Origin of the sequence: Actinocorallia herbida (assembly GCF_003751225.1) — a bacterium.
In the GTDB taxonomy this organism is placed as follows: domain Bacteria; phylum Actinomycetota; class Actinomycetes; order Streptosporangiales; family Streptosporangiaceae; genus Actinocorallia; species Actinocorallia herbida.
This window is the reverse complement of the sequence record NZ_RJKE01000001.1, coordinates 7,695,604-7,721,358: the sequence shown is the minus strand read 5'-3', so window position 1 is coordinate 7,721,358 and position 25,755 is coordinate 7,695,604. Positions and strand designations below refer to the sequence as shown.

Genomic DNA, 25,755 nt, shown 5'->3' with positions numbered 1-25,755 from the left:
TGACGGTGCCCGCCGCGACCGCTCCCGTCGAGGCCGTGGAGGCCGTCGAGGAGAGCGCCCCCGTCGCGGAGCCCGCGGAGGCCGTGGAGGCCGTGGAGGCCGAGCGCCCCGCGCCGCGCCGCAGGGCCGCCGCCAAGGGCACCCGCCGCTCCGCCCGTCCGGCGGGTCCGCCGCAGGACGCCGCGGACCTCGACGCCGAGGCCGCCGCCGAGGTGGGCCCGGACACCGAGCTCGCCGAGCCGTCGGAGGACCTGGGCGAGGTCTCCGGCGAGGCCGCGGCCGTGCTGGAGTCCGCCGTGACGACCCCCGAACCCAAGACCCCGGTCAAGCGCACCCGGACCCGGTCCCGCAAGGCGGCCGTCGAGGCGGTGCCCGAGGCCGAGCAGGCGGAGGCCGCGCCCGTCGAGGCCCCGAGCGCCGCGCCCGCCGCGCCCGCCGAGGAGGCCGTGCAGGCCCCCGAGCAGCCCGCCGCGGCGGAGGCCGCCGCCGCGGAGGCCGCGCCCGAGGCCGAGGAGCCCCGCCGCCGCACCCGTCGCCGCCGCGCCGAGGAGCCCCCCGCCCCGCTGGTCTCCGACCCCTTCTCGATGAGCACGCCGTTCGCCACGCCGTTCGCGGCGCCCGCGCGGCCCGCCGTCGAGCCGGAGCCCGAGGCCGAGGCCGCCGCGTACGACGTCGTCTTCCAGCCGCCCATGGTGGTCTTCCAGCCTCCGTCCGAGGTGGCCCGCGCCGAGCGTGCGGAACGCGCCGAGCGCGCCGCGGCCCCGGCCGAGCCCGTCGAGGAGATCGCCGAGGAGACCGAGGCGGAGGCCGAAGCCGAGGGCGAGGGCGAGGAGTCAGAGGACGCCGAGCGCCCGAGCCGGCGCCGCCGCCGTCGCGGCGGCCGCGGCCGTGGCCGCGCCCGCGACGAGGCGGGCGAGGACGAGGAGCACGGCGAGGCCGAGGAGGCCGAGCAGGGCGCCGAGACCGAGGCCGAGGGCGAGGGCGAAGAGCACGAGGACGAGGACCACGGTGACGAGGAGGCGCAGGGCTCCAGCAGCCGCCGTCGCCGTCGCCGTCGCCGCCGTTCCGGAGGCGACGAGGACGAGCCGCAGCCCGACGACCCGCCGAACACCGTCGTGCGGGTGCGCACCCCGCGCGTCACCCGGCTGGAGGACGAGGTCCAGGCCGTGCGCGGCTCGACCCGCCTCGAGGCCAAGAAGCAGCGCCGCCGCGAAGGCCGCGAGCACGGCCGCCGCCGCCCGCCGATCATCACCGAGGCCGAGTTCCTGGCCCGGCGCGAGTCGGTCGAGCGCGTCATGGTCGTCCGCCAGGAGGGCGAGCGCACCCAGATCGGCGTGCTGGAGGACGGCGTCCTCGTCGAGCACTACGTCGACCGGGCCAGCCACCAGAGCTACGTCGGCAACGTGTACCTGGGCAAGGTCCAGAACGTGCTGCCCTCGATGGAGGCGGCGTTCGTCGACATCGGCAAGGGCCGCAACGCGGTCCTGTACGCGGGCGAGGTCAACTGGGACACCGCCGGCCTCGTCGGGCAGCCGCGCCGGATCGAGGCGGCGCTCAAGTCCGGCCAGTCGGTGCTGGTCCAGGTGACCAAGGACCCGCTCGGCCACAAGGGCGCCCGGCTCACCAGCCAGGTCTCGCTGCCCGGCCGCTACCTCGTGTACGTGCCGGACGGCTCCATGACGGGCATCAGCCGCAAGCTCCCGGACAAGGAGCGCGCCCGCCTCAAGTCGATCCTGCGCAAGATCATGCCGGAGAACGCGGGCGTGATCGTGCGGACCGCGGCCGAAGGCGCCTCCGAGGAGGAGCTGGCCAACGACGTCGCCCGGCTGTCGGCGCAGTGGGAGCGGATCCAGAAGCAGATCAAGGCCGCGAGCGCCCCGTCGCTGCTGCACGGTGAGCCCGACCTGACGGTCCGGGTGATCCGCGACATCTTCAACGAGGACTTCGTCAAGCTCGTCGTGGCGGGCGACAGCATCTGGGACCAGGTGCAGGACTACGTCGAAGGCGTCGCCCCGCACCTGGCCGACCGCACCGAGAAGTGGGACGGGGACGGCGACGCCTTCTCCCACTACCGGATCGACGAGCAGCTGGCCAAGGCGCTGGAGCGCAAGGTGTGGCTGCCCTCGGGCGGCTCCCTGGTGATCGACCGGACCGAGGCGATGACCGTCGTCGACGTCAACACCGGGAAGTTCACCGGGCAGGGCGGCAACCTCGAGGAGACCGTCACCCGCAACAACCTCGAGGCGGCCGAGGAGATCGTCCGGCAGCTCCGGCTGCGCGACCTCGGCGGCATCATCGTCATCGACTTCATCGACATGGTGCTGGAGTCCAACCGGGACCTGGTGCTGCGGCGGCTGCTGGAGTGCCTGGCCCGGGACCGGACCAAGCACCAGGTCGCCGAGGTCACCAGCCTGGGCCTGGTGCAGATGACCCGCAAGCGGGTCGGCAGCGGCCTGCTGGAGGCCTTCTCCGAGGTCTGCGAGTGCTGCAACGGGCGCGGCATCCACGTCCAGCTGACCCCGGTCGACGACTCCAAGAAGGAGGACTCGGGCGGCTCCCAGAGCGGCGGGCGCAAGCGCAAGCGCAAGGGCGAGATCGAGCGGGTCGTCGAGGCCAAGGTCTCGCGGCACGACGCCGAGACCGCCAAGGAGGCCAAGGAGGCCGTCGTCGAGACGGTCGCCGCCGAGGAGGCCGAGGCCCCCGCGGAGCCGAAGCCCAAGCAGCGGACCCGCACCCGCCGGACCCGTCCGGCCGGGCCGCCCCCGGAGGACTTCGAGGACGCCGGCACGATCGCGCTGACCCTGGAGAACGGCGAGACCGTCCGGGTGGAGGCCGTGGTCGACGGCGCGAGCTCCGACCAGGACGCCGACGCGTCCGGCGACGAGGGGCCCAAGCGGCGGCGCACCCGCCGGCCGACCCGCGCGGAGAAGATCGAGGCGGCCAAGGCGATGGAGTCAGGGGAGCCCGCTGAGGCCCCGGCGCCCGCCGACGCCGAGTAGTCCCGGGCGGTAGCGCCCGAGCGAGATCATGTCGCCGGGGTCGTCGCGCAGAGATGCGCACGGCCCCGGCGTACTACTTCGTGGCCCTGCGGGCCGCCTGGGGCCCGGTTTCGCCGGGTGCCCGGCCCGCAGGGCCGATTCGCGTTCTGGCCGGGGGTTCGGTTACCCTGGCGTCGGACGTGTTCCAGCACGTCCGCCTTTTCGCGCCTCATAGGCGCGGTTGCCTCATCCGAGGCGAGCAGAGAGCGCCGCGGTATCCGCGGTGTGCCGTCCCCACCGCGATCCGGCCTCCCGGCAGGCGCGCGGGGACAGGCCCTCACGCAGGGGCTCTGGAAAGAACAAGCGAAAGGTACCGCTGTGTACGCGATCGTCCGTGCGGGCGGGCGTCAGGAGAAGGTCGCCGACGGCGACGTCCTGAACGTCGACAAGCTCGCCGCCGAAGTCGGCGCGACCGTCACCTTCCCGGCCGTGCTGGTCGTGGACGGCGACAACGTCGTCTCCGCCGCCGCCGAGCTGGCCAAGTACGAGATCACCGCCGAGGTCCTCGGCGCGATCAAGGGCCCGAAGATCCACATCATGCACTACCGGAACAAGACCGGGTACAAGCGGCGTCAGGGTCACCGCCAGCCGTACACCCAGGTCAAGATCACCGGCATCTCGGCCAAGTAAGGAGTCTCGGAAATGGCACATAAGAAGGGCGCATCGTCCAGCCGTAACGGCCGCGACTCCAATGCCCAGCGCCTCGGCGTCAAGCGTTACGGTGGTCAGCTGGTGAACGCCGGCGAGATCCTCATCCGCCAGCGCGGCACCCACCACCACCCCGGCCTGAACGTCGGCATCGGCAAGGACGACACGCTGTTCGCGCTCGTCGCCGGCACCGTCGAGTTCGGCCGCTACCGCGGCCGTCGTGCCGTGAGCATCGTCCCGGCCGCGGAGTAGATCCGCACGGGCACTCGTTGTACCAAGGGCGGACCTGATCCCGGGTCCGCCCTTGTCCTTTGCCGGGGAAGTTCCCGGCACCCAACCGGAAGGGACCTTCAATGGCCGACTTCGTGGACCGCGTCGTCCTGCACATCGCGGCGGGCAACGGCGGGCACGGCTGCGCTTCGGTGCACCGTGAGAAGTTCAAGCCGCTGGGGGGCCCTGACGGAGCCACCGGAGGCCGCGGCGGCGACGTCATCCTCGAGGTGGACTCCAACACCTCGAGCCTGCTGGAGTACCACCGGCGCCCGCACCGCAAGGCCGGCAACGGCAAGCCCGGCGCGGGCTCGCTGCGCAACGGCGCCAACGGCGAGGACATCGTGCTGACGGTGCCGAACGGCACCGTGGTGAAGACCCAGGGCGGCGACGTGCTCGCCGACCTCGTCGGCGAGGGCACCCGCTTCGTGGCGGCCCAGGGCGGCGCGGGCGGCCTCGGCAACGCGGCGCTGGCCTCGGCCAAGCGCAAGGCGCCCGGGTTCGCCCTGCTCGGCGAGCCCGGAGACGCCCTGGACGTCGTCCTGGAGCTGAAGACCGTCGCGGACGTCGCGCTCGTCGGCTTCCCCAGCGCGGGCAAGTCCTCCCTCATCGCGGCGCTCTCCGCGGCCAAGCCCAAGATCGCCGACTACCCGTTCACCACGCTGGTGCCGAACCTCGGCGTGGTCAGCGCGGGCGAGACCGTCTTCACCGTCGCCGACGTGCCCGGCCTGATCGAGGGCGCCAGCCAGGGCAAGGGCCTCGGCCTGGAGTTCCTGCGGCACATCGAGCGCTCCTCGACGCTGGCGCACGTGCTGGACTGCGCGACGCTGGAGCCCGGCCGCGACCCGGTCACCGACTTCGAGATCATCGAGCGGGAACTCGCCGCCTACGACGAGCTGTTCGCCGGCGACGACACCGTCGCGCTGGGGGACCGGCCCCGCGTCGTCGTCCTCAACAAGATCGACGTCCCCGACGGCAAGGACCTCGCCGAGATCGTCCGGCCCGAGTTCGAGGCGCGCGGCCTGCGCGTGTTCGAGGTGTCGGCCGCCGCGCACATGGGGCTCAGGGAGCTGTCGTTCGCGATGGCCGAGATGGTCGCCGCGCACCGCGCCGCCCAGCCCGCGCAGGAGCCGACCCGGCTCGTGCTGCGCCCCGCGCCCGTCGCCGGGCCCGAGTTCGAGGTCAAGCGGGTCGGCGACAACGACTTCCTGGTCACCGGCACCAAGCCGGTGCGCTGGGTGCGCCAGACCGACTTCCAGAACGAGGAGGCCGTCGGCTACCTCGCCGACCGCCTGAACCGCCTCGGCATCGAGGACCAGCTGCGCAAGGCGGGCGCCGAAGAGGGCGCCACCGTCATGATCGGCTCGGCCGACGACTCGGTCGTCTTCGACTGGCACCCGGACATCTCCTCGTCCGGCGAGGTGCACATGGGCCCGCGCGGCACCGACCAGCGCCTCTCGGAATGGTGACCGCGGCCCCCTAGGGGCGGTTCTCCGAGGGCGGCCCGACAGCGGCAACGAGGCAGGAGCAGACGCGGAGTATGGAAACGCTCAGGTCGGCGGTCGCCGACGCGCGCCGGATCGTGGTGAAGGTCGGCTCGTCCTCCCTCACCACGCCCGATGGCGCGATCGACGAGGACCGGATCGACACCCTCGTCGATGTGCTCGCCACGCGCCGCAAGGCGGGCAGCGAGGTCGTGTTCGTCTCCTCCGGCGCGATCGCCGCGGGGCTCGGCCCGCTCGGCCTCAGCAGGCGCCCCCGCGACCTGGCGACGCAGCAGGCCGCCGCGTCGGTCGGGCAGGGCCTGCTCGTCGCCCGTTACAGCGCCTCCTTCCACCGGCACGGCCTGGGCGTCGGCCAGGTCCTGCTCACCGCCGACGACATGATGCGGCGCGCGCACCACGGCAACGCCCAGCGCACGCTGCGGGCGCTGCTGCGCCTCGGCGTCGTGCCGATCGTCAACGAGAACGACACCGTCGCGACCGACGAGATCAGGTTCGGCGACAACGACAGGCTCGCCGCGCTCGTCGCCCACCTCGTGCAGGCCGACGCGCTCGTGCTGCTGTCGGACGTGGACGCGCTCTACACCGGCGACCCCCGGCTGCCCGGCTCGCTGCGCATCAGCGACGTCCGCTCGCCCGCCGACCTCGCGGGCGTGCAGACCGGCGCCGCGGGCACCAAGGTCGGCACCGGCGGCATGGTCACCAAGGTGGAGGCCGCGAGGATCGCGACGGGCGCGGGCGTCCACACCGTGCTCACCAGCGCCGGGGCCGCCGAGCAGGCGCTCGCGGGAGAGCCGGTCGGCACCTACTTCCACCCGAACGGGCAGCGGCCCCCGACCCGGATGCTGTGGCTCGCGCACGCCACCACCGGCCAGGGCAAGATCGTCATCGACGACGGGGCCGTGCAGGCGGTCGTCCACCGGCGCAAGTCCCTGCTCCCGGCCGGGGTCGTCGGCGTCAAGGGGGACTTCGCCGCGGGTGATCCGGTCGACCTGTGCGACTCCGCCGGACGGACCGTCGCGCGCGGGCTCGTGCACTACGACGCCGCCGAGATCCCGGACCTGATGGGCCGCTCCACCCGCTGGCTCGCCCGCGAGCTGGGCCCCGAATACGAACGCGAGATCATCCACCGCGACGACCTCGTGATCCTGGACCCGCCGAGGTCCGAAACCACCCGCACGGCCGCAGCGCCGGACGAGACAGGAGATGGGCGATGAGCGAAGGCACGCGCGATCAGGTTCTGGAGGTGGCGGCGCGCGGGCGTGCCGCGGCGGCTGACCTCGCGCCGCTGCCGCGCGGTGTCAAGGACACGGCGCTGCACGCCATCGCCGACGCGCTCCTCGAGCGCGCGGCGGAGATCCTCGCCGCCAACCGCGTCGACGTGGAGCGCGCGCGAGAGTCGGGCACCGAGGAGTACATGCTGGACCGGCTCAGCCTCGACGCCGACCGGCTGGCCGCCATCGCCGCGGCGGTGCGCAACGTCGCGGGGCTGCCCGACCCGGTCGGCGAGGCCGTGCGCGGCTACACCCTGCCGAACGGGCTCGAACTCCGCCAGCTGCGGGTGCCGCTCGGCGTCGTCGGCATCATCTACGAGGGCCGGCCGAACGTCACCGTCGACGCCGCCGCGCTCACCCTGAAGAGCGGGAACGCGGTGCTGCTGCGCGGCTCGTCCTCGGCGTACGACTCCAACACGGCGCTGGTGAACGTCATGCGCGACGCGCTGGCCGGCACCGAGGTGCCCGCCGACGCGATCCAGCTCGTGCCGGGCCGCGACCGAGAGTCGGTCAAGCACCTGATGCGGGCCCGCGGCCTGGTCGACGTGCTCATCCCGCGCGGCGGCGCCTCCCTCATCAACTCGGTGGTGGAGGAGTCGACGGTCCCGGTCATCGAGACCGGCGTCGGCAACTGCGCCGTCTACGTGGACGCCTCGGCCGACGTGGACATGGCGCTGAGCATCCTCGTCAACGCCAAGACGCAGCGCCCCTCGGTCTGCAACGCCGCCGAGACGCTGCTGGTGCACGCCGACATCGCCGACGTGTTCGTGCCGCGCGCGCTGGAGGCGCTGAAGGACCGCGGCGTCACGGTGCACGGCGACGAGCGGATCGCGGCGTTCTCCGCCGACGTCGTCCCCGCGACGGTCGAGGACTACCGCACCGAGTACCTGTCGCTGGACATCGCCGCCGCGATCGTCGACTCCCTGGACGAGGCGGTCGCGCACATCCGCGCCTACGGCTCCGGCCACACCGAGGCGATCGTGACCAGCTCGCAGCCCGCCGCGCGCCGGTTCACCGCGCTGGTGGACTCCGCCGCGGTCGCGGTGAACGCCTCGACCCGGTTCACCGACGGCGAGGAGTTCGGCTTCGGCGCCGAGATCGGCATCTCCACCCAGAAGCTGCACGCGCGCGGCCCGATGGGCCTGCCCGAGCTGACCTCGACCAAGTACGTGTTCGTCGGGGAGGGCCACGTCCGCGGCTGACGACCGTGACACGTGAGTGACACTCCGACCCTTGATGTCACAGGCGGGGGTGTGCTCTGATAAGGCGTTGTGACGCATGCCACGCGCCCTCAGGGCACCCCCCGCCCCCCGTCCATCGGCCGCAGGTCCCTGCTCAAGGGCATCGCGCTCGGCGCGGTCACCTCCGGGCTCGTCGCCTATCCTTCGCGGCTCGCGCTCGCCGCCGCGCCTGACCCGCTCGGCCCGGTCGAAGGCACCACGCTCGCCGCGACCCTGCGGCTCGGCGCCCCCGGCGCGGGCGGCTACCGGACCGTCGTCTCCGGCCCCGGCGAACCGCACGTCTTCCGCGACGACCTGGGCGGCGCCACCGGCGCGGGCCGCGTCGCGCGCCGCACCGACCTCCTCACCTTCGCGCACTTCACCGACGTGCACCTCATCGACGCCCAGTCCCCGGCCAGGATCGAGTACCTCGACCGGCTGAGCGACCCGGGCGACCTCCTCGGCGCCAATCCCATCGCGGGCGCCTACCGGCCGCAGGAGATCCTGACGACCCAGGTCGCCGAGGCGATGGTCCGGGCCGTCAACCGGCTCGGCCGCGGCCCCGCGCTCGGCGCGCGGCTGGCGTTCACCATCAACACCGGCGACGCCGCCGACAACGCCCAGTTCAACGAGGTCCGCTGGATGATCGACCTCCTGGACGGCGGCCGGACGATCCGCCCGGACTCCGGCGACCACTCCCTGTTCGAGGGCGTCATGGCGTGGCCGGACGACAGGTACTGGCACCCCGAGGGCGGCACCGACGTGCCGACCGAGAAGTACGGCTTCCCGAAGGTGCCCGGTCTGCTCGACGCCGCCCGCCGCCCGTTCGAGGCGACCGGTCTGGACACCCCCTGGCTCGCGGTCTTCGGCAACCACGACGGGCTCGTCCAGGGGAACCTGCCGACCTCCGTGCTCAAGTCGATCGCGATCGGCGACGTGAAGATCACCGCCCCGGCGTCGGAGGCGGAGCGCAGGGAACTCGCCGACGTCCTCGGCAAGGGCGGTCCCGCGGCCGTCAGGGCGATGGCCGACAGCAGGTCGGCGCTGTTCCGCACGGTCGCGCCCGACCCGGACCGGCGACTGCTCACCCGGGCCGAGATCGTCGCCGAGCACGGCGCGGGCCACGGGTTCACCGAGGCCAACCGCAGGAACGGCACCGCTTACTACGGCTTCGACGCCGGGCTCGTCCGCGGGCTCGTCCTCGACACCGTCAACCCCTACGGGTACGCCGAGGGATCCCTGGACCTCGTGCAGTTCACGTGGCTGAGGTCCGAACTGCTCAAGGGGTCGAGCCGCTACCTGAACGAGGCGGGCGAGGTCGTCGCGAACAAGGCGACCGACCGCCTCTTCGTCCTGTTCAGCCACCACACCATCGACACCCTGACCAACCCGATCGGGCTCGTCCGGATCCTCGGCGCGGAGGTCGAGAAGCTGCTCCTGCGCTTCCCGAACGTCGTGCTGTGGGTGAACGGGCACACGCACGTCAACGAGGTGGTGCCGCACCGTCGCGAGACGGGCCCGGAGGGCGGCTTCTGGGAGGTCAGCACCGCCGCGCACATCGACTGGCCGCAGCAGAGCCGCATCATCGAGATCGCCGACAACCGCGACGGCACCCTCTCGGTCTTCGGCACGATCATCGACGCCCACGCGCCCGCGGTGTCCGGCGGGCTGGGCGTCCCGGGCCTGGCGTCCCTGTCGCGCGAGCTGTCGGGCAACGACTGGCAGGAGAAGCACCTCGGGCCGGGAACGGCGGAGGACCGGAACGTGGAACTGCTCGTCCCGGCCCCCTTCTAGCCGTCCGGCGTGCCTAGTTCTGCGAGCGGCGGCCGAACCTGTCGAAGACCGCGCCCGCGAGGTCGGCGGCGCCGCCCGCGGCGTCCCGGACCCTGCCTACCAGCGGGTCGCCGGACTGCTCCCAGGACTCCTTGTAGGACCGGGCGGCGTTCTTCACCTCCTCGGTGAAGGACGCCGTGCCGTCGTCCTCGCGGCGCGGGTACTCCCCGGCCATGATCGCGGTGTACTCGGGGGTCTGGTGCCAGCGGTGCAGCTCGCCGAAGCGGATCACCGCGAACGGGTGGCTCTGCTTCATCAGGTTGAGGAACTTGAGCACCCCGTCGCGCAGGTCGCCTGACTCCTCGTACTCGCGGGCCTGGGCAAGGAACGCCTCGGTGGACATCTCGTGCAGGCGGGAGCCCCCGGCGAGCTTCATCAGCGCGCGCTTGGCGGCCTCGACGTCCTGCCCGGCCAGCAGTCCCGCCCGGTCGGCCGACAGCTCGGATTTGCGCTGCCACTCCTGGAGGCCGATGAGGATCGCGCCGATGGCCACGTTGCCCAGTGGCAGCCACGACAGCCGCGAGCCGAGCCCGGTGAGGATCAGCGCCATCTGCCGGTAGACCGCGTGCCCGGACAGGATGTGCCCGGCCTCGTGCGCGACGACGAACCGCAGCTCCTCCTCGTCCATGAGGTCGAGGAGCGCGGTGTTCACCACGATGAACGGGTTGTCCGTGCCCACCGCCATCGCGTTCGGCATCGGGCTCTGCGTGACGTACAGCTCGGGGACCTTCGGCAGGTCGAGGATGTAGCAGGCGTCCCGCAGCACCTCGTGCAGATGGCGGAACTGCTGCTCGTTCGCACGGACCGCGCCGCTGAGGAACATCAGCCGCAACTGGCGCTCGCTGATCAGCCCCGCCAGCTTCCGCAGGATCGTGTCGAACCCCGACAACGACCGCAGCGCCACCAGCGCCGACCGGTCGAGCGGATGCTCGTACGCGCGGGAGGAGATACCGGGGAATCTACGACGTGCACGATCGGGTGTCTGCGTCATAACCGGCACCCTAACCCGGTGCGGGGGGCTCTGACCGGGTCCGTCTAGTCTTGGTCAGCATGAGCGAAAGGCGCGTGGGGATCATGGGCGGGACCTTCGACCCGATCCACCACGGGCACCTGGTCGCCGCCAGCGAGGCGGCGCACCTGTTCGGCCTGGACGAGGTGGTCTTCGTCCCCACCGGGCAGCCCTGGCAGAAAGCCGACAAGAAGGTCACCGCGGCCGAGGATCGCTACCTCATGGCGGTCATCGCCACCGCGTCCAACCCCAGGTTCCGGGTCAGCCGCGTCGACATCGACCGCAGCGGGCCCACCTACACCTACGACACGCTCCTGGACATGCGGGCCGAACTCGGGCCGGACACCGAGCTGTACTTCATCACCGGCGCCGACGCCCTGGCCCAGATGCTCACCTGGCGGAACGCCGACCGGATGTTCGAGCTCGCCAGGTTCGTCGGCTGCACCCGTCCCGGGCACGTCCTGGCCGACCCGGGGCTCCCCGAAGGCCGGGTCGACCTGGTCGAGGTGCCCGCTCTCGCGATCTCCTCCACCGAGGTCCGGGACCGGGTCCGCGCGGGCGAACCCGTCTGGTACCTGGTCCCGGACGGGATCGTGCAGTACATCAACAAGAACGGGCTCTACACGGAGTGATCCCGGCGTGCCTCACACCGTGCCCTGGTCGTGGAACGGGTCGTGGGTGTGCCGCCGCGGGGACCGTCCCGGCGGCTGGTGCGGCGCCGGAAGGTTCGGGGTGATCTTCGGGATCGTCAGCGTGATCTCCTTGTCCAGCAGGTGCTCCTCGCCGTGGTGGCTGATCTGCACCGGTTCGCCCTCGTACAGCGCGTACGTCGCCGCGTTGGGCCGGACCGTGACGCAGATGAGCGACCCCCGGTAGCGCAGCCGGAAGCTCAGCTTGCCGAGCGTCTCGGGCAGCCTGGGGGAGAAGCACAGCGTCCCGTGATCGGGCCGCAGGCCCCCGAACCCCGACACCAGGGCGTTCCACGCGCCCGCCAGCGACGCCAGATGCAGCCCGTTCGCGGTGTCGTGGCCGAGATCGCGCAGGTCCATCAGCGCGGTCTCGGCGAGATAGTCGTGCGCCAGTTCCAGATACCCCACCTCGGCCGCCATGACGGCCTGGGTCTGCGCCGACAGCGAGGAGTCCCGGACCGTCAGCGCCTCGTAGTAGGCGAAGTTGCGCTCCTTCTCCTCCGGGGTGAACGCGTGCCCGCACAGCTGCATCGCCAGCACCAGGTCGGCCTGCTTGACCACCTGCTTGCGGTACAGGTCGAAGTACGGGTAGTGCAGCAGCAGCGGGTAGTCGCCGGGCGGCGTGTTGAGGAAGTCCCACGGCGCGTGGTCGGTGAACCCCGCGCTCTGCGGATGCACCCCGAGCCGCTCGTCGAACGGGATCAGCATCTTGTCGGCCGCGTCCCGCCACGAGGCGGCCTCCTCGGCCGTCACCCCCAGCCGGGCCGCCTCCTCGGGCATCGCCAGCGCCACGTCCGCGGCGTCCCGGAGGTTCGCCTGCGCCATGAGGTTGGTGTACACGTTGTTGTCGGCCACCGCGCTGTACTCGTCCGGGCCGGTCACCCCGTGGATGCGGAACTTGCCGTTGAGGTCGTGGTGGCCGATGCCCCGCCACAGCCGGGCGGTGTGCACCAGCAGGTCCACCCCGATCTCGCGCGCGAAGGCCTCGTCCTGGGTGGCGTCCACATAGCGCGCGACGGCCTCGGCGATGTCGGCGTTGATGTGGAACGCCGCGGTTCCGGCGGGCCAGTACCCCGAGCACTCCTGGCCGCTGATCGTCCGCCACGGGAACGAGGCCCCCGGCAGGTTCAGCTGCGCCGCCCGCTCCAGCGCCTGCGGGATCGTCGAGTGCCGCCAGCGCAGCGCGTCGGCCGCGGCGTCCGGGAGCGCGTAGGTGAGGACCGGAAGGACGAAGGTCTCGGTGTCCCAGAAGGTGTGGCCGTCGTAGCCGGGGCCGGTGAGCCCCTTCGCCGGGATCATCCGCCGCTCCGCGCGGGCCCCCGCCTGGAGGATGTGGAACAGGGCGAACCGGACGGCCTGCTGCACCTCCGGGTCGCCCTCCACCTGCACGTCGGCGCCCCGCCAGAACTCCTCGAGATAGGCGCGCTGCTCCTCGACGAGGCCTTCCCAGCCCGTCAGCTCCGCGCCCGCGAGCGCCGCCGCCACCTGGTCGTGCAGCGCGGCCCGGGTCCGGTGACTCGACCAGCCATAGGCGACGTACTTCACGAGGGTGAGCTTCTGGCCCGCCTTGAGCCGGGTCGCCACCGTCACCCGGCCGATGTCCGGCTGCGCCTCGGCGTCGACCGACATCTTGCCCGGCGCCTCGATCTCGTGGCTCATCGCCGCGGCCATCCGCAGCCCGCTCGCCCGCGTCTCATGGACCAGGACGACCCGGTCGTCGTTGGCGAAGTGCTCGTCCTCGACCAGAGGGGCCATCAGCACCGCGGACACCCGCGGATCGGCCCGCCCCGGCCCCGGCAGCGGCTCGTTGGCCACCAGCTCGGACTGGACGACGAACTGGGTCTCCTCGTCCAGCGCCTCCACCTCGTAGTGGATCGCCATGATCGCGCGCTGGGTCAGCGAGACGATCCGGGTCGAGGTCAGCCCGATCCGGGCGCCCGCCGGCGACTTCCAGACCATCCGGCGGGTCAGGGTCCCGGCGCGCAGGTCGAGCACCCGCTCGTGCGACTCCAGGTCGCCGAAGCGGACGTCGAGGGGCTCGTCGTCCACCAGCAGGCGGATGATCTTGCCGTTGGTGACGTTGATCACCGTCTCGCCCGACTCCGGATACCCGTACCCGGCCTCGGCGTGCGGCAGCGGGCGCTGCTCGTACAGGGAGTTCAGGTAGGAGCCCGGAAGGCCGCTCGGTTCGCCTTCGTCAAGATTGCCCCGGACGCCGATGTGCCCGTTCGACAGGGCGAAGACGGACTCCGTCTGGGCGAGGCGGGCGAGATCCAGCTCGGTTTCCCGGATTCGCCAGGGGTCCACCTCGTAGGGAGGATTCATTGCTGCTCCACAAGCTCGCGCAGATCGGTCACCACGACATCGGCACCGTTTTCGGCCAAAGAGGGGCCGTGCGCCCCGTCCTTGACCCGGTCCACCCCGACTACTAGCGCGAAACCACCCGCCCGTCCCGCCGCCACCCCGGCGAGGGCGTCCTCGAATGCGGCACAGGCCGACGGAGGCAGCCCCACCGCCTCCGCGCCCGCCAGGAACATATCGGGCGCGGGCTTGCCCGGCAGGCCCCGTTCCCGGGCCGTCACCCCGTCGATCCGGGCGTCGAACAGGCCCGTCAGGCCCACGGCCTCCAGGACCGCCTCCGCGTTCGCGCTCGACGACACCAGGGCCGTGCGGCCCCCCGCCGCGCGGACCCGCTCCAGCAGGGCCACCGCGTCCGGGAAGACCGCCACCCCGTCCTCGGCGATCAGCGTGAGCACCAGGGCGTTCTTGCGGTTGCCCAGCCCGTAGACCGTCTCGGCCTCGGGCGGATCATCCGGATCGCCGTCGGGCAGGACCACGCCCCGCGACTCCAGGAACGATCTCGTCCCGTCCTCCCGTTTCTTGCCGTCGACAAAGCGCGTGTAATCCTCCGGAAGTTTGAAGGGGTCCAGATTCCTCTCGGCGAGGAATGTGTCGAACATCCGCTTCCAGGCGGCCGCGTGCACCGCAGCGGTGTCCGTCACGACCCCGTCCAGGTCGAAGAGGAAGCCGTTGATCTCGTCGGGGAGCGCAAGCATGTGCACAGCCTTACCCCGGCCCGGGCCCGTTAAGTCGTTCGGTGATTCCGGAGGGTCCGGATACGCTGAGAGCGGCAGTACCAGGCTACGAGAGGGACCACGACTCAGTGTCCGCATCCGAAAGGGCCGTCCAGCTCATCACCCTCGCCGCGCAGGCGGCGGCGGACAAGCTGGCCGACGACATCATCGCCTACGACGTGAGCGAGCAACTGGTCATCACCGATGCCTTTCTGCTGTGCTCCGGGACCAACGACAGGCAGATCCACGCCATCGTCGACGAGATCGAGGACCGCCTCCGCGAAGAGGCGGGCGCCAAGCCCGTCCGGCGCGAAGGGCAGCGCGAAGGCCGCTGGATCCTCCTCGACTACATCGACGTGATCGTCCACGTCCAGCACGAGGAGGAGCGCAGCTTCTACGCCCTCGAGCGGCTGTGGAAGGACTGCCCGCCGGTGGAACTGCCCGCCGACATCAACGCGCACATGGCCCAGCGCGCGCGAGGCACCGCGTGAGGCGGAAGATCGTGCTGTGGAGGCACGGCCGCACCACCTGGAACCTGGAGAACCGCTTCCAGGGCAAGACCGACATCCCGCTGGACGAGGTGGGCGTCGCCCAGGCCCAGCGGGCCGCCCGCCTCCTCGCCGCCTACGGCCCCACCGCGATCGTCGCCTCGCCCCTCCAGCGGGCCGCCCGCACCGGGCAGAGCCTCGCCGACCTCGTCGGCCTCCCGATCTCCTACGACGATGACCTCGTCGAACGCGACGGCGGCCTCTGGGAAGGCCTCACCGGCACCGAGATCCGCGAGCGCTACCCCGCCGAACACGCCGTCTGGGAGCCACCCGGCGGTGAGACCGGCGCCCAGGTCGCCAAGCGCGTCTCCGGCGCCCTCGAGCGGGCCATGGCCGCCGTCCCCGACGGCGGCCTCCTCGTCGCCGCCTCCCACGGCGCCGCCCTCCGCCTCGGCATGCTCCACCTCATGGGCATGCCGGAAGCCACCTGGGACCGCTTCGGCGGCCTCTCCAACTGCTGCTGGTCCGTCCTGGCCGAAGGCCGCTCCGGCTGGCGCCTCGTCGACCACAACGCGGGCACCCTCCCCGAACCCGTCCTCAGCGACGACAAGGCAGCGGTCACCGACCAGCCCTGACGCCCGCGGACACAAAGCGTTCGAACCGCCCCCCGGCGTCCGATACACTGAACGGGCGCCGAGGGGCGAACAACCCACCGGTTGCGGGGCTATAGCGCAGTTGGTAGCGCGCCTCCATGGCATGGAGGAGGTCTGGGGTTCGAATCCCCATAGCTCCACGTTTGAGTGTGATCAAGGGTCCCGGACTTCGTCCGGGGCCCTTTTCCCGTTCTCGGAGCCCGGGTTCGTCGAGGGGCGCCCCCTGGCCCCCGAGGGCGGCCGCGGTCGGGTCCGGGCCCGAGCCCACCGCCCACTTCGCTGCGCTTTCAAGACCCGGGCCCCGTGATCAGCGGTAGTGGATCAGGGGTCGGGCCCTCTGCGGGGCGGGGGCGACAGGAGTGCGTTTTCGGGGTTATTGACGGGCTGGGTCAAGCGGGGTGGGTCGCGAGGTGTTTTCGATTTGTGTCCTTGGGGTGGGGGGAATGTCGGGGGTGGGAGGGTGTAGGGCGGTTTACTGAGGGGGGATTCAGGTGGCAGAGAGGGGCGCGGGGGTGGGGTTGGGGGGTGGGAACCGGCAGGGGAAGTTCGCTGAGGATTATGTGCGGGTGTTGGCTTCGGCGGCTGGTTTGTTGGTCTATACGTATGATCTTGATTTGGATGGGATCGATCTTGGGCTGAGGTATCCGGGGCGGGCGGGGAGGGTGGCTTCGCCGGCGATCGAGGTGCAGGTGAAGTCGTGGTCGCGGCCTCGGGTGGGGGAGGGGCGGCTGGTGTACGACGGGTTGGACGAGGTGCAGTTCAACAAGCTGGTGGACGGGCCGTTCAGCGTGCCGCGATTTCTGTTCCTTGTGGTGATGCCGCGTGCGGATGGGGCCTATACGCGGGTGGAGACCGATGGGCTGATGCTTCGGCAGCTTGCCTACTTTCATGACCTGTCGGGAGAGAGAGCCGTCGCACGGCCGGACAAGGGGAAGCAGCGGCGGGTGCGGGTGCCGTTGGGGAACGTGTTGACCGAACGCAGCCTGCGCGCGCTGGTCGGTGCGCCGGAAAGGGCCGCCGATGGGTGAGCTGCCTACGCCGGACGACGTGGTCGGATACCTCGCCGCCTCCGGATGGGTCCGTACCGGGGAGCGGCCTGGGGCGTCCTTCTGGGTGCACAAGGGGGACCACGAAGTCCTCGTACCGGAAGATCCGGCTCTCAAGGACGCGTCTCGCCGGTTGCGTGAGCTCCTCGCCGTCCTGGGGGCCGTAGAGGGGCGGCCCCTTTCCGCGATAGCCGCCGACGTCGCCGCGCCCGCGGCCGATGTTCTGTGGTACCGCACCGCTTCCGACGACGCCCCGGAGACGGCCCTCACCAGCGCGCTGGCCACCCTGGAAGGGGTTCACGGAGTCCTCGGCGCGGGTGCCCGGGCCGTCCTCACCGGGCCGCGCGCCGCGTTCGACGGGCCCGCCCCCAAGGCCGCGCGCGAACTCCTCGCCCGCGTCACCGTGGCCAGGCCGTCCCCGGACCTGCTCACCGTGCGGATTCCATTGCGCGTCCCCGACGCCGGACCCCTCGGCCGCCGCGTGGGACTCCTCCTTCACGGGGCCGTCTCCCGGCTCAGTGAAGGCGTCGCCTCCGGGGACCTCGCGGCCTTCGACGGGCTCGTCCCCTTCGGCGTCTCGGCCGACCTGTGCAAGGCGCTCGCCCGGTTCGCCGGCCCCGACCCGGGGACCCCGTTCGAGACCGGCTTCCGCTGGGCCCGCTCCGTCCCGGTCCCGGCCACTCCCGCGAGCGCGGCGTTCGGTCCCGGCGCGGGCAAGCTGCTGCGGCACGGAGCCTTCCGGCTGCGCCGCCTGCGGCACACCGGCGCCGCCGAGATCACCGGCCGCATCACCGCACTCGTCGACAACGGCGGCCAGGACCGCTTCCGCGTCCACGTCCAGGGCGAGGCGACCGGCGCCGACGGCACGGTCCGCCGCGCGCTCTGGGTCCGCCTCCCCGACGCGGTCGCCTACGCCGCCGCCATCGCGGCGCACCGGGACGAAAGCCCCGTCCGAGTCCGAGGCGTCCTCGTGCCGGTCAACGGCCGTCCGGAACTCGTCGCCGGCCCCGGCGAGCTCCATACCCTCCGGGACGGGCCAGCCCCCGCCCCGACGACCCCCCGCACCCCCTGAGGAGTACGAAGTGGCACACATCGAGTTCGGCGTCCCCGAGCGGGCCCTGCTCCTGGCCCTCATGGCCCTGGGCGGCTCCGCCGACAACCCCACCCTGAAGGCCCGCGTCGGCACCGCGCTCGACGGTGCGTCCCGCCGCAGGCTGAACGACCTGAAGCTGGTCACCAGCGTGAAGGAGGGCCGGGCCTACCGGCACACGATGGAGGACGCGGGCTGGGCCTGGTGCGCCGGGGAGATGTCCGCCGAGCCTCCGGCGGGCAGCACCCTCGGCCGCGCGCTGTACGTCGTCCTCGGCATGCTCGGCGAGAAGCTCGATCGCACCGACCTCAGCCTCGCCGAGTTCGTCACCGAGGACCTCGTGCTCGACGCGGAGGCGACCGGGCCAGAGCCCGTGGAGCCCGCCCGGGTCACGGCGCGGATCTCCGACGCGGAGCTCGAAGAGCGCGTCCGGACCGCCTACCTCCAGGTGGCCGCCCGTCCGGGCTCCTGGGTGCCGCTGACGGCCGTGCGGCCCCTCCTCGGCGACGCGCCCCGCGACCAGGTCGACGACGTGCTGCGCCGGATGGAGCGGGGCGCCGACGTGTTCATCGCGCCCGAGGCCGACCAGAAGTCCCTGACCGACCAGGACAGGGCCGCCGCCGTCCGCGTCGGCGATCGGGACAAGCACCTCCTGGCGATCGAGGTCCGATGAACGAGGCAGAACGCAGGGCGCTCAAGGAGCTGAAGGCGGGCCTGGACTGGGCGGCCACCGCGGAGCACGCCTGGCGCCCGTCGCCGTACCACGTCGACGGCCTGCACCCGCGCGCCGAGGAGATGATCACCGACGGCATCGCCGCCGCGGCGCGCTCCCGCGACGCGAGCCCGCTCGGCGTGGCGGTCCAGGGCGAGGGCGGCACCGGCAAGACCCACCTGCTCGGCTGGGTCCGCCAGACCGCGGAGCGGCGCGGCGGCTACTTCTTCCTCGTCGACTTCAGCTTCGGCGCGGGCGAGGGCTTCTGGCCGCGCGTCGCCCGCGCGATGGTCCAGGACCTCGACCGCGTCGGACCCGGCGGCCTCGCCACCCAGGCGGCCACACTCCTGCGCAGGCTCTCCCTTCTCGCGGACCTGGACGAACGGCAGTCGGCCGCGCTCTCGGGCGAGCACCCCTGCACCAAGGACGACGTCGAAGCGCTCGTCAGGGGTCTGTACCGGCGCGACCGCGCCCTCATCGCGCGCTGCGCCGACACCCTGCGCGCGCTGGCCCTCGTGGTGTCTCCGGATCTCGAAATGGGCGACATCGGCCGCGACTACCTGGGGTCGGTCGAGGAGTCCGAGCCCGGAGAGCGCCAGGAGTGGGGGATCGGCCGGAGGATCCCGAGCCCCCAGGACGTCGTGGTCGACCTGTCGGCGGTCCTCGCCCTCACCGGCCCCAGCGTCATCGCCATCGACCAGATAGACGCGCTGCTGGAGCACTCCTCGCGTACGTCCGTCCAAGACGGCGACCTCCAAGGCCAGGAAAAGACGCTCCTGGAGGAGGTGGCGGGCGGGCTGATGGAACTCCGCCACGTCACGCGGCGCAGCCTCTGCCTCGTCGCCAGCCTGCCCACTTCGTGGCTGCTGGTGGAGCGCCAGGCCGTCACGACGGTGCAGGACAGGTTCCGCACCTCCCTCATGCTCGGCACGATCACCGACGCCGCCACCGCGCAGGCGCTCGTCGAGCGTCGGCTGTCAGCGGCACTCGAAGACTCCGGCTTCACTCCGGCGTGGCCGGGCTGGCCCGTCACGCCGGAGGCCTACGCCACCGCCGAGGCGCGGACCCCACGCGAGCTGATGAAGAGGATCGACGCGCACCTCCAAGCGTGCCTGCGCGACGCGGAGCTCAGGCCGCTCACCTCCTTCGCGACCGGGTCCGGGTCCGTGCCCTTGACTCCGGGGCCGCCCGCGCCCGACCGGCGGAGCACCGCGGCCTTCGCCGACCTGGACGCGCGCTTCGCCGAGCTCAAGGCGGGCGCCTCGGTGGAGGCCGCCTTCGACCACAAGGCCGAGGACGTGCTCGCCCCCGGACTGCTCGCCGCGGGCCTCACCGCGTGGATCCGCGAGGCCGGTCCCGCGGGTCGCGCCTTCTCCGTGGACCCGCCGCCCGGCCGCCGCCCCGTCCTGCACGCAAGGCTGCGGCAGACCCTCGACCCGGTGACCGAACGGCAGCGGCACTGGTCGTTCCGGATGATCGGCGCGGCCCACCACGGCTCCGCGCTCAAGCGCCTCCGCGACGCGCTCACCGAATCCGGCCGAGGCGCCGCGGGGGAACGCACGCTCATCATCGTGCGCAACCTGGACTGGGCCGAGGGCCCCGCCACCCGGGAACAGCTCGGGGTGCTCACCGAGTCGGGCGGCAAGTCCCTGACCATCGGCAACGAGGACCTGCGCACCTTCGCCGCCCTCGCGGGGCTGCTCGCCGAGCCCCACCCCGACCTGGACGACTGGCTGGCCGCCCGCCGTCCGGCCGGCCGCACCGAGTTCCTCACCGACGCGCTCGCCGGCGCCGTGCCCGAGGAGCCGGGACCGGCAGGAGAGCCGGACGAGGCCGAGGAGGAGTCCGCGAACCGGGTACTTCCCTTGCCCTTGCCGTCGCCCGAACCGGCATCAGGTCCATACGCTCCAGCGCCTTCACCACCGTCGGGCCTCGGCGGTCCCGAGAGCGTGCCTCCGTTGGCCTTCCCCGTGCCCCAGGAGAGGGCGGAGCCTACGCGGACGAACGGAACGGCGCGCCCGGGGCCGCAGGGTGCGACCGTCATCCCGTTCTCCCAGCACCGGGCCGGCCCCGCCCACGTCACCGAGCCGTCTTTGGGCCCTGCGCCCGGCGCGCCCTTCGTCGTCCCCTTCCCTCCGCCCGGAGACTCCCCGGCGCCTCCGCGGACGTTCGTGCCCTCTCCGTCGGTGCTGCCCTTCGCGCCCCCGCCGCCCGCCGTACGGCTCCCGCGTGAGGACGAGCCCATCCGCATCGGGATGCGCGCCGGAGGCGAGGCCGCGGTGACGCTCGACCCGGCGGTCCTCACCCGGCACACCGCGATCTTCGCGGGGTCGGGCTCGGGCAAGACCGTGCTCATCCGCCGCCTCGTCGAGGAGTGCGCGCTGCGCGGGGTCTCCTCGATCGTCCTCGACCCCAACAACGACCTCGCCAGGCTCGGGGACGCCTGGCCGGCCCCGCCCGAAGGCTGGACGGACGGTGACGCCGGACGCGCGGCCCTCTACCACGAGGGCACCGAGGTCGTCGTCTGGACGCCGGGGCGCGCCGCGGGCAGACCGCTCAGCTTCCAGCCGCTGCCCGACCTCACCGCGGTCCAGGACGACCCCGACGAGTTCACCTCCGCGCTGGACCTGGCCATGGAAGAGCTGTCCCCCAGGGCCGGCACGGAGGCGAACACCGCCCAGGCCCCGGTGGCCAAGGCGGTGCTACGCGAAGCGCTCGCCCACTTCGCACGGCGCGGCGGAGGCAACCTCACCGCTTTCCTCGCCTTGCTCGGCGACCTGCCTTTCGAGGCGAGCCGCATCGCGGGAGCCGACGAGTTCGCACTGAAGCTGGCCCAGCGGCTCACCGCCGCGACGATCAACGATCCGCTGTTCGCGGGAGACGGCGAACCCGTCGACCCCAGAAGCCTGCTCACGCCCGGCGAGGGCAAACGGGCGAGGATCTCGGTGATCAGCCTCGCCGGCCTCACCGAGGAGCGCAGGCCCGACTTCGTACGGCGGCTCCAGATGGCCCTGTTCTCGTGGATCAAACGCAACCCCGCCCGTGACCGGCCCCTGGGCGGCCTGTTCGTCATGGACGAAGCACAGACCCTGGCTCCGGCCACTCCGCGCACCCCCGCCTTGGCGAGCACCCTCACCCTGGCGTCGCAAGCGCGTAAGTACGGGCTCGGCCTCGTCTTCGCCACCCAGGCGCCCAAGGGCCTGCACAACCAGGTCTCCGGCAACGCCACGACGCAGTTCATCGGCCGCCTCAACGCGCCCGCGCAGATCACCGCGGCCAAGGAGCTGGCGCGGGCCCGCGGTGGCGGCGCGGCCCGCGTAGGCAAGCTCCAGAGGGGCCAGTTCTACGTCGCGAGCGAGGGGCTGCCCGAGGCGCTGACGCAGACACCGCTGTGCCTCAGCCACCACCCGGCGGGACCGCTCAACGAGTCGGAGATCCTGGCGCGCGCACGCCGGAGCTGACGCACCGGGCCCGGTGCGGCGGGCAGGCCGGCGCCGCACCGGGTTTTATCAACCGATGGGTTGAATACGTGGTGGCGGAGTCGTAGTCTTGTTATCAACCAGAAGGTTGAAGACGCAGGTGGGAAGTATGGAAGACGCAAGGCTGTCCGCGGTGTTCGCGGCGCTGGCCGACCCGACGAGGCGCGACATCATCACCCGTCTCGCCACCGCGGACGCGACGGTGGGGGAGCTCGCCGCCCCCTACGACGTGTCCGTCCAGGCCGTCTCCAAGCACGTCAAAGTGCTCGAAGAGGCGGGACTGGTCAGCCGGACCAAGGACGCCCAGCGACGCCCGGTCCACCTCGAAGCCGAAGTCCTCGACCTGATGACCGGATGGCTGGAGCGGTACCGCAGAAGGGCGGAAGAGCGGCACACGCGCATCGACGCGCTCCTCGCCGAACTCCAGCAAGGCACCGACGACCACAGAGAAGGGGCGGCATCATGACCGCGACCACCAACAAGACCCAGATCGAAGCGGACCCCCGGCTGCCCACGATCAAGATCATCCGGGACTTCGACGCGCCGCCCGAACTCGTCTACCGGGTCTGGGCCGATCCCGAGCTCGTCGCGCGGTGGCTCGGCCCCCGCGACATCCAGAACCACATCGACACCTGGGACCTCCGCCGCGGCGGCAGCTGGCGCTACGCCTCCACCCGCGAAGGCGAGGAGATCGCGAGCTTCTACGGCTCCTTCCACGAAGTCCGCGAGAACGAGCGCATCGTCCAGACGTTCACCTACGAAGGCTGGCCCGACGGAGTCTGCCTCGAGACCGTCACCTTCGAAGACCTCGGCGACGGCAGGACCCGCACCGTCGCCTTCAGCGTCACCGACACCATGGAAGCCCGCGACGGCATGATCGCCAGCGGCATGGAGACCGGCGTCGTCGAGGGCTACGAGAAGATCGACGAGATCCTCGCCGAAGGCGCCGCCTGACCGGCCCATCACCGTCGATTCGCATCCGACCCGCCACCCGTGTAACCTTTCACCTCGTTGCCGGAGAGCGATCCCCGGCGGCGGGGCTATAGCGCAGTTGGTAGCGCGCCTCCATGGCATGGAGGAGGTCTGGGGTTCGAATCCCCATAGCTCCACGTTTGAGTGTGATCAAGGGTCCCGGACTTCGTCCGGGACCCTTTCTCGTTCTCGGAGCCATGGCTTGTCGGGGGGACGACGCCCCGGGCCCCTCGAGGGCGGGGGGCTATGGCCGTTCCCCGCACCCCCGGAAGGCGCAGGGGATCCCTGCACGATCGAGGATCGGGTCCCGTGCGGAGCCTTGGGCCGCTGCGGGCGGGGGGCTGAGGCCCTGGTCCCTGGTGCCCTCTAATGCCCCCGGTCTCCCTGAACCTAAGGCTGGTCCTCTTGGTCCTTGGTCCCCTGAACCTTGGTGGCTGGGCTCGTTGGGTCCGGGAGTTCGGGTTTGCCGGGTGGGCGGGATTCTTGGGGGGCCGGGTGGGCGGGCTGGGGGTGAGGGAGGGGTTCGAGGTGGGTTTTTACCTTTGGGGGAGGGTTTGCGGGGGCGGGGAGGTTTCGGGGCGGTGGAGCTGGGGAGAATCCTTGGTTTGACGGGGGTTCCGGGAGGGCGTAGTGTTCTTCTTGTTGGCCCGAGAGGCCGACGGAGGCCCCGGCAGCCCGGGATCCGCTCTAAGGCGGATTTGACAGGGTGAATGAGGCTGGTAAGTTAGAAGGGTTGCTCCGAAAGAAGCCCGAAAGGGCGAGAGTCGGTGCGAGTCCGTTTCTTGAGAACTCAACAGCGTGCTAAAAGTCAGTGCCAAATTAGGCCAGGACTTCGGTTCTGGTCATCCTCGTCTGAGGATTTCTTTGAGGCAAATGACAAGGTCAGCCAAGACCTTGTTCTTGCCAGTTTCAACACCTTTAGGTTTGGCTCGGAGCTTGCTTCGGGTCGGTAGACCTTAATGGAGAGTTTGATCCTGGCTCAGGACGAACGCTGGCGGCGTGCTTAACACATGCAAGTCGAGCGGAAAGGCCCTTCGGGGTACTCGAGCGGCGAACGGGTGAGTAACACGTGAGCAACCTGCCCCCGACTCTGGGATAAGCCCGGGAAACTGGGTCTAATACCGGATACGACACCGATCGGCATCGGTTGGTGTGGAAAGTTTTTCGGTTGGGGATGGGCTCGCGGCCTATCAGCTTGTTGGTGGGGTAGTGGCCCACCAAGGCGACGACGGGTAGCCGGCCTGAGAGGGCGACCGGCCACACTGGGACTGAGACACGGCCCAGACTCCTACGGGAGGCAGCAGTGGGGAATATTGCACAATGGGGGAAACCCTGATGCAGCGACGCCGCGTGCGGGATGACGGCCTTCGGGTTGTAAACCGCTTTCAGCAGGGACGAATCAAGACGGTACCTGCAGAAGAAGCGCCGGCTAACTACGTGCCAGCAGCCGCGGTAATACGTAGGGCGCAAGCGTTGTCCGGAATTATTGGGCGTAAAGAGCTCGTAGGCGGCTTGTCGCGTCGGGTGTGAAAGCCCACGGCTTAACCGTGGGTCTGCATCCGATACGGGCAGGCTAGAGGCAGGTAGGGGAGAACGGAATTCCCGGTGTAGCGGTGAAATGCGCAGATATCGGGAGGAACACCGGTGGCGAAGGCGGTTCTCTGGGCCTGTACTGACGCTGAGGAGCGAAAGCGTGGGGAGCGAACAGGATTAGATACCCTGGTAGTCCACGCCGTAAACGTTGGGCGCTAGGTGTGGGGACCTTCCACGGTTTCCGCGCCGCAGCTAACGCATTAAGCGCCCCGCCTGGGGAGTACGGCCGCAAGGCTAAAACTCAAAGGAATTGACGGGGGCCCGCACAAGCGGCGGAGCATGTTGCTTAATTCGACGCAACGCGAAGAACCTTACCAAGGCTTGACATCGCCGGAAAACTCGCAGAGATGCGGGGTCCTTTTGGGCCGGTGACAGGTGGTGCATGGCTGTCGTCAGCTCGTGTCGTGAGATGTTGGGTTAAGTCCCGCAACGAGCGCAACCCTCGTTCCATGTTGCCAGCACGTAATGGTGGGGACTCATGGGAGACTGCCGGGGTCAACTCGGAGGAAGGTGGGGATGACGTCAAGTCATCATGCCCCTTATGTCTTGGGCTGCAAACATGCTACAATGGCCGGTACAGAGGGCTGCGATACCGCAAGGTGGAGCGAATCCCTTAAAGCCGGTCTCAGTTCGGATTGGGGTCTGCAACTCGACCCCATGAAGTCGGAGTCGCTAGTAATCGCAGATCAGCAACGCTGCGGTGAATACGTTCCCGGGCCTTGTACACACCGCCCGTCACGTCACGAAAGTCAGCAACACCCGAAGCCCGTGGCCCAACCCGCAAGGGAGGGAGCGGTCGAAGGTGGGGCCGGCGATTGGGACGAAGTCGTAACAAGGTAGCCGTACCGGAAGGTGCGGCTGGATCACCTCCTTTCTAAGGAGCACGAGCTCAAACAGACCGGGCCACAAGGTCCGGCAGATAGAGCTGCTCGTTAGTTCGTGGAGCACTGACTATTCGGCCAGACCAGGTCGTCACACAACAAGTACTTCCCCTCGGGGAGTGGAACGGGGTGTTCTGAGGGTCTGGACTGGTCGAGCACGCTGTTGGGTCCTGAAGAAACGGGCGACCGTTTTCTTCGGTATCACACGGGCCAGGCCGATGAAGAGAGTGTTTCTCTTCGGATGCCTGGTAGCCGTCTGTTTTTTGAGAACTGCACAGTGGACG

General features: G+C 71.0%; 19 protein-coding genes, 2 tRNA genes and 1 rRNA gene. 19 read left to right on the top strand and 3 right to left on the bottom strand.

The window, feature by feature from the left end; translation table 11 throughout:
* The first annotated feature begins 83 nt into the window (after positions 1 to 83).
* The 7 genes from EDD29_RS35155 to EDD29_RS35125 all read left to right on the top strand — a co-directional run bounded on the left by EDD29_RS35155 (position 84) and on the right by EDD29_RS35125 (position 9,746).
* Positions 84 to 2,999, top strand: coding sequence for an Rne/Rng family ribonuclease (locus EDD29_RS35155; RefSeq protein WP_246053566.1), 2,916 nt, complete (start codon positions 84 to 86; stop codon positions 2,997 to 2,999).
* Between the two features lie 357 nt (positions 3,000 to 3,356).
* Entirely contained in the window at positions 3,357 to 3,668 is a 312-nt protein-coding gene (rplU, locus tag EDD29_RS35150) for a 50S ribosomal protein L21 (protein WP_123668546.1), read from the top strand.
* A 12-nt stretch (positions 3,669 to 3,680) separates the two neighbouring features.
* On the top strand, positions 3,681 to 3,938 hold the full coding sequence (gene rpmA / locus EDD29_RS35145) for a 50S ribosomal protein L27 (protein ID WP_123668545.1): 258 nt from the start codon (positions 3,681 to 3,683) through the stop codon (positions 3,936 to 3,938).
* Positions 3,939 to 4,039: 101 nt separating this feature from the next.
* The gene (obgE, locus tag EDD29_RS35140) at positions 4,040 to 5,425 is read left to right on the top strand and encodes a GTPase ObgE (protein WP_123668544.1); all 1,386 of its coding nucleotides are present in this window, start codon (positions 4,040 to 4,042) and stop codon (positions 5,423 to 5,425) included.
* Between the two features lie 71 nt (positions 5,426 to 5,496).
* Positions 5,497 to 6,675, top strand: a complete 1,179-nt coding sequence (proB, locus tag EDD29_RS35135; RefSeq protein ID WP_123668543.1) for a glutamate 5-kinase — start codon at positions 5,497 to 5,499, stop codon at positions 6,673 to 6,675.
* The gene (locus EDD29_RS35130) at positions 6,672 to 7,934 is read left to right on the top strand and encodes a glutamate-5-semialdehyde dehydrogenase (protein ID WP_123668542.1); all 1,263 of its coding nucleotides are present in this window, start codon (positions 6,672 to 6,674) and stop codon (positions 7,932 to 7,934) included. The genes proB and EDD29_RS35130 overlap by 4 nt, the downstream gene beginning before the upstream one ends.
* Before the next feature lie 69 nt (positions 7,935 to 8,003).
* Positions 8,004 to 9,746, top strand: coding sequence for a TIGR03767 family metallophosphoesterase (locus EDD29_RS35125; protein WP_246053163.1), 1,743 nt, complete (start codon positions 8,004 to 8,006; stop codon positions 9,744 to 9,746).
* A 13-nt stretch (positions 9,747 to 9,759) separates the two neighbouring features.
* Here EDD29_RS35125 and EDD29_RS35120 read toward each other — a convergent pair whose 3' ends face one another.
* Positions 9,760 to 10,776: a M48 family metallopeptidase gene (locus tag EDD29_RS35120; RefSeq protein WP_123668541.1), complete on the bottom strand. Its 1,017-nt coding sequence runs from the start codon at positions 10,774 to 10,776 to the stop codon at positions 9,760 to 9,762.
* 59 nt (positions 10,777 to 10,835) lie between these two features.
* Between EDD29_RS35120 and nadD the strand changes: the two genes are divergently transcribed.
* A complete protein-coding gene (gene nadD, locus EDD29_RS35115) occupies positions 10,836 to 11,426 on the top strand; it encodes a nicotinate-nucleotide adenylyltransferase (RefSeq protein WP_123668540.1) in 591 nt (196 codons plus the stop codon).
* A gap of 12 nt (positions 11,427 to 11,438) precedes the next feature.
* Here nadD and EDD29_RS35110 read toward each other — a convergent pair whose 3' ends face one another.
* Positions 11,439 to 13,808: a glycoside hydrolase family 65 protein gene (locus EDD29_RS35110; RefSeq protein WP_123668539.1), complete on the bottom strand. Its 2,370-nt coding sequence runs from the start codon at positions 13,806 to 13,808 to the stop codon at positions 11,439 to 11,441.
* Positions 13,805 to 14,539 (bottom strand): beta-phosphoglucomutase family hydrolase, encoded by a 735-nt coding sequence (locus EDD29_RS35105; RefSeq protein WP_123670872.1) that lies wholly within the window; start codon positions 14,537 to 14,539, stop codon positions 13,805 to 13,807. Before EDD29_RS35105 ends, EDD29_RS35110 begins: the two co-directional genes overlap by 4 nt.
* 107 nt (positions 14,540 to 14,646) lie before the next feature.
* Here EDD29_RS35105 and rsfS point away from each other — a divergent pair, with 107 nt between their 5' ends.
* From rsfS to EDD29_RS35050, 11 genes are all read left to right on the top strand, one after another.
* Positions 14,647 to 15,048, top strand: a complete 402-nt coding sequence (gene rsfS / locus EDD29_RS35100; RefSeq protein WP_123668538.1) for a ribosome silencing factor — start codon at positions 14,647 to 14,649, stop codon at positions 15,046 to 15,048.
* A complete protein-coding gene (locus EDD29_RS35095; RefSeq protein ID WP_123668537.1) occupies positions 15,045 to 15,680 on the top strand; it encodes a histidine phosphatase family protein in 636 nt (211 codons plus the stop codon). The genes rsfS and EDD29_RS35095 overlap by 4 nt, the downstream gene beginning before the upstream one ends.
* Positions 15,681 to 15,765: 85 nt before the next feature.
* Positions 15,766 to 15,838 (top strand) — tRNA-Ala (locus EDD29_RS35090).
* A gap of 351 nt (positions 15,839 to 16,189) precedes the next feature.
* Entirely contained in the window at positions 16,190 to 16,726 is a 537-nt protein-coding gene (locus tag EDD29_RS35085; RefSeq protein ID WP_342774459.1) for a DUF4365 domain-containing protein, read from the top strand.
* Positions 16,719 to 17,816, top strand: a complete 1,098-nt coding sequence (locus EDD29_RS35080) for a hypothetical protein (protein WP_123668536.1) — start codon at positions 16,719 to 16,721, stop codon at positions 17,814 to 17,816. Before EDD29_RS35085 ends, EDD29_RS35080 begins: the two co-directional genes overlap by 8 nt.
* Before the next feature lie 10 nt (positions 17,817 to 17,826).
* Positions 17,827 to 18,507 carry a hypothetical protein gene (locus EDD29_RS35075; RefSeq protein ID WP_123668535.1) on the top strand — a complete coding sequence of 227 codons (681 nt, stop codon included), beginning with the start codon at positions 17,827 to 17,829 and terminating at the stop codon, positions 18,505 to 18,507.
* The gene (locus EDD29_RS35070; RefSeq protein WP_123668534.1) at positions 18,504 to 22,007 is read left to right on the top strand and encodes an ATP-binding protein; all 3,504 of its coding nucleotides are present in this window, start codon (positions 18,504 to 18,506) and stop codon (positions 22,005 to 22,007) included. The genes EDD29_RS35075 and EDD29_RS35070 overlap by 4 nt, the downstream gene beginning before the upstream one ends.
* Positions 22,008 to 22,134: 127 nt before the next feature.
* Positions 22,135 to 22,491, top strand: a complete 357-nt coding sequence (locus tag EDD29_RS35065) for an ArsR/SmtB family transcription factor (RefSeq protein WP_123668533.1) — start codon at positions 22,135 to 22,137, stop codon at positions 22,489 to 22,491.
* Entirely contained in the window at positions 22,488 to 22,979 is a 492-nt protein-coding gene (locus tag EDD29_RS35060; protein WP_123668532.1) for an SRPBCC family protein, read from the top strand. The genes EDD29_RS35065 and EDD29_RS35060 overlap by 4 nt, the downstream gene beginning before the upstream one ends.
* 82 nt (positions 22,980 to 23,061) lie before the next feature.
* Positions 23,062 to 23,134 (top strand) — tRNA-Ala (locus EDD29_RS35055).
* A gap of 819 nt (positions 23,135 to 23,953) precedes the next feature.
* Positions 23,954 to 25,464 (top strand): 16S ribosomal RNA (locus EDD29_RS35050).
* Positions 25,465 to 25,755 lie beyond the last annotated feature (291 nt).

Coding starts and splice junctions, on each gene's coding strand:
- rpmA (WP_123668545.1), top strand. CDS start 3,681: ATGGCACATAAGAAGGGCGCATCGTCCAGCCGTAACGGCCGCGACTCC.
- obgE (WP_123668544.1), top strand. CDS start 4,040: ATGGCCGACTTCGTGGACCGCGTCGTCCTGCACATCGCGGCGGGCAAC.
- proB (WP_123668543.1), top strand. CDS start 5,497: ATGGAAACGCTCAGGTCGGCGGTCGCCGACGCGCGCCGGATCGTGGTG.
- EDD29_RS35130 (WP_123668542.1), top strand. CDS start 6,672: ATGAGCGAAGGCACGCGCGATCAGGTTCTGGAGGTGGCGGCGCGCGGG.
- EDD29_RS35120 (WP_123668541.1), bottom strand. CDS start 10,776: ATGACGCAGACACCCGATCGTGCACGTCGTAGATTCCCCGGTATCTCC.
- nadD (WP_123668540.1), top strand. CDS start 10,836: ATGAGCGAAAGGCGCGTGGGGATCATGGGCGGGACCTTCGACCCGATC.
- EDD29_RS35110 (WP_123668539.1), bottom strand. CDS start 13,808: ATGAATCCTCCCTACGAGGTGGACCCCTGGCGAATCCGGGAAACCGAG.
- EDD29_RS35105 (WP_123670872.1), bottom strand. CDS start 14,539: ATGCTTGCGCTCCCCGACGAGATCAACGGCTTCCTCTTCGACCTGGAC.
- EDD29_RS35080 (WP_123668536.1), top strand. CDS start 16,719: ATGGGTGAGCTGCCTACGCCGGACGACGTGGTCGGATACCTCGCCGCC.
- EDD29_RS35070 (WP_123668534.1), top strand. CDS start 18,504: ATGAACGAGGCAGAACGCAGGGCGCTCAAGGAGCTGAAGGCGGGCCTG.
- EDD29_RS35065 (WP_123668533.1), top strand. CDS start 22,135: ATGGAAGACGCAAGGCTGTCCGCGGTGTTCGCGGCGCTGGCCGACCCG.
- EDD29_RS35060 (WP_123668532.1), top strand. CDS start 22,488: ATGACCGCGACCACCAACAAGACCCAGATCGAAGCGGACCCCCGGCTG.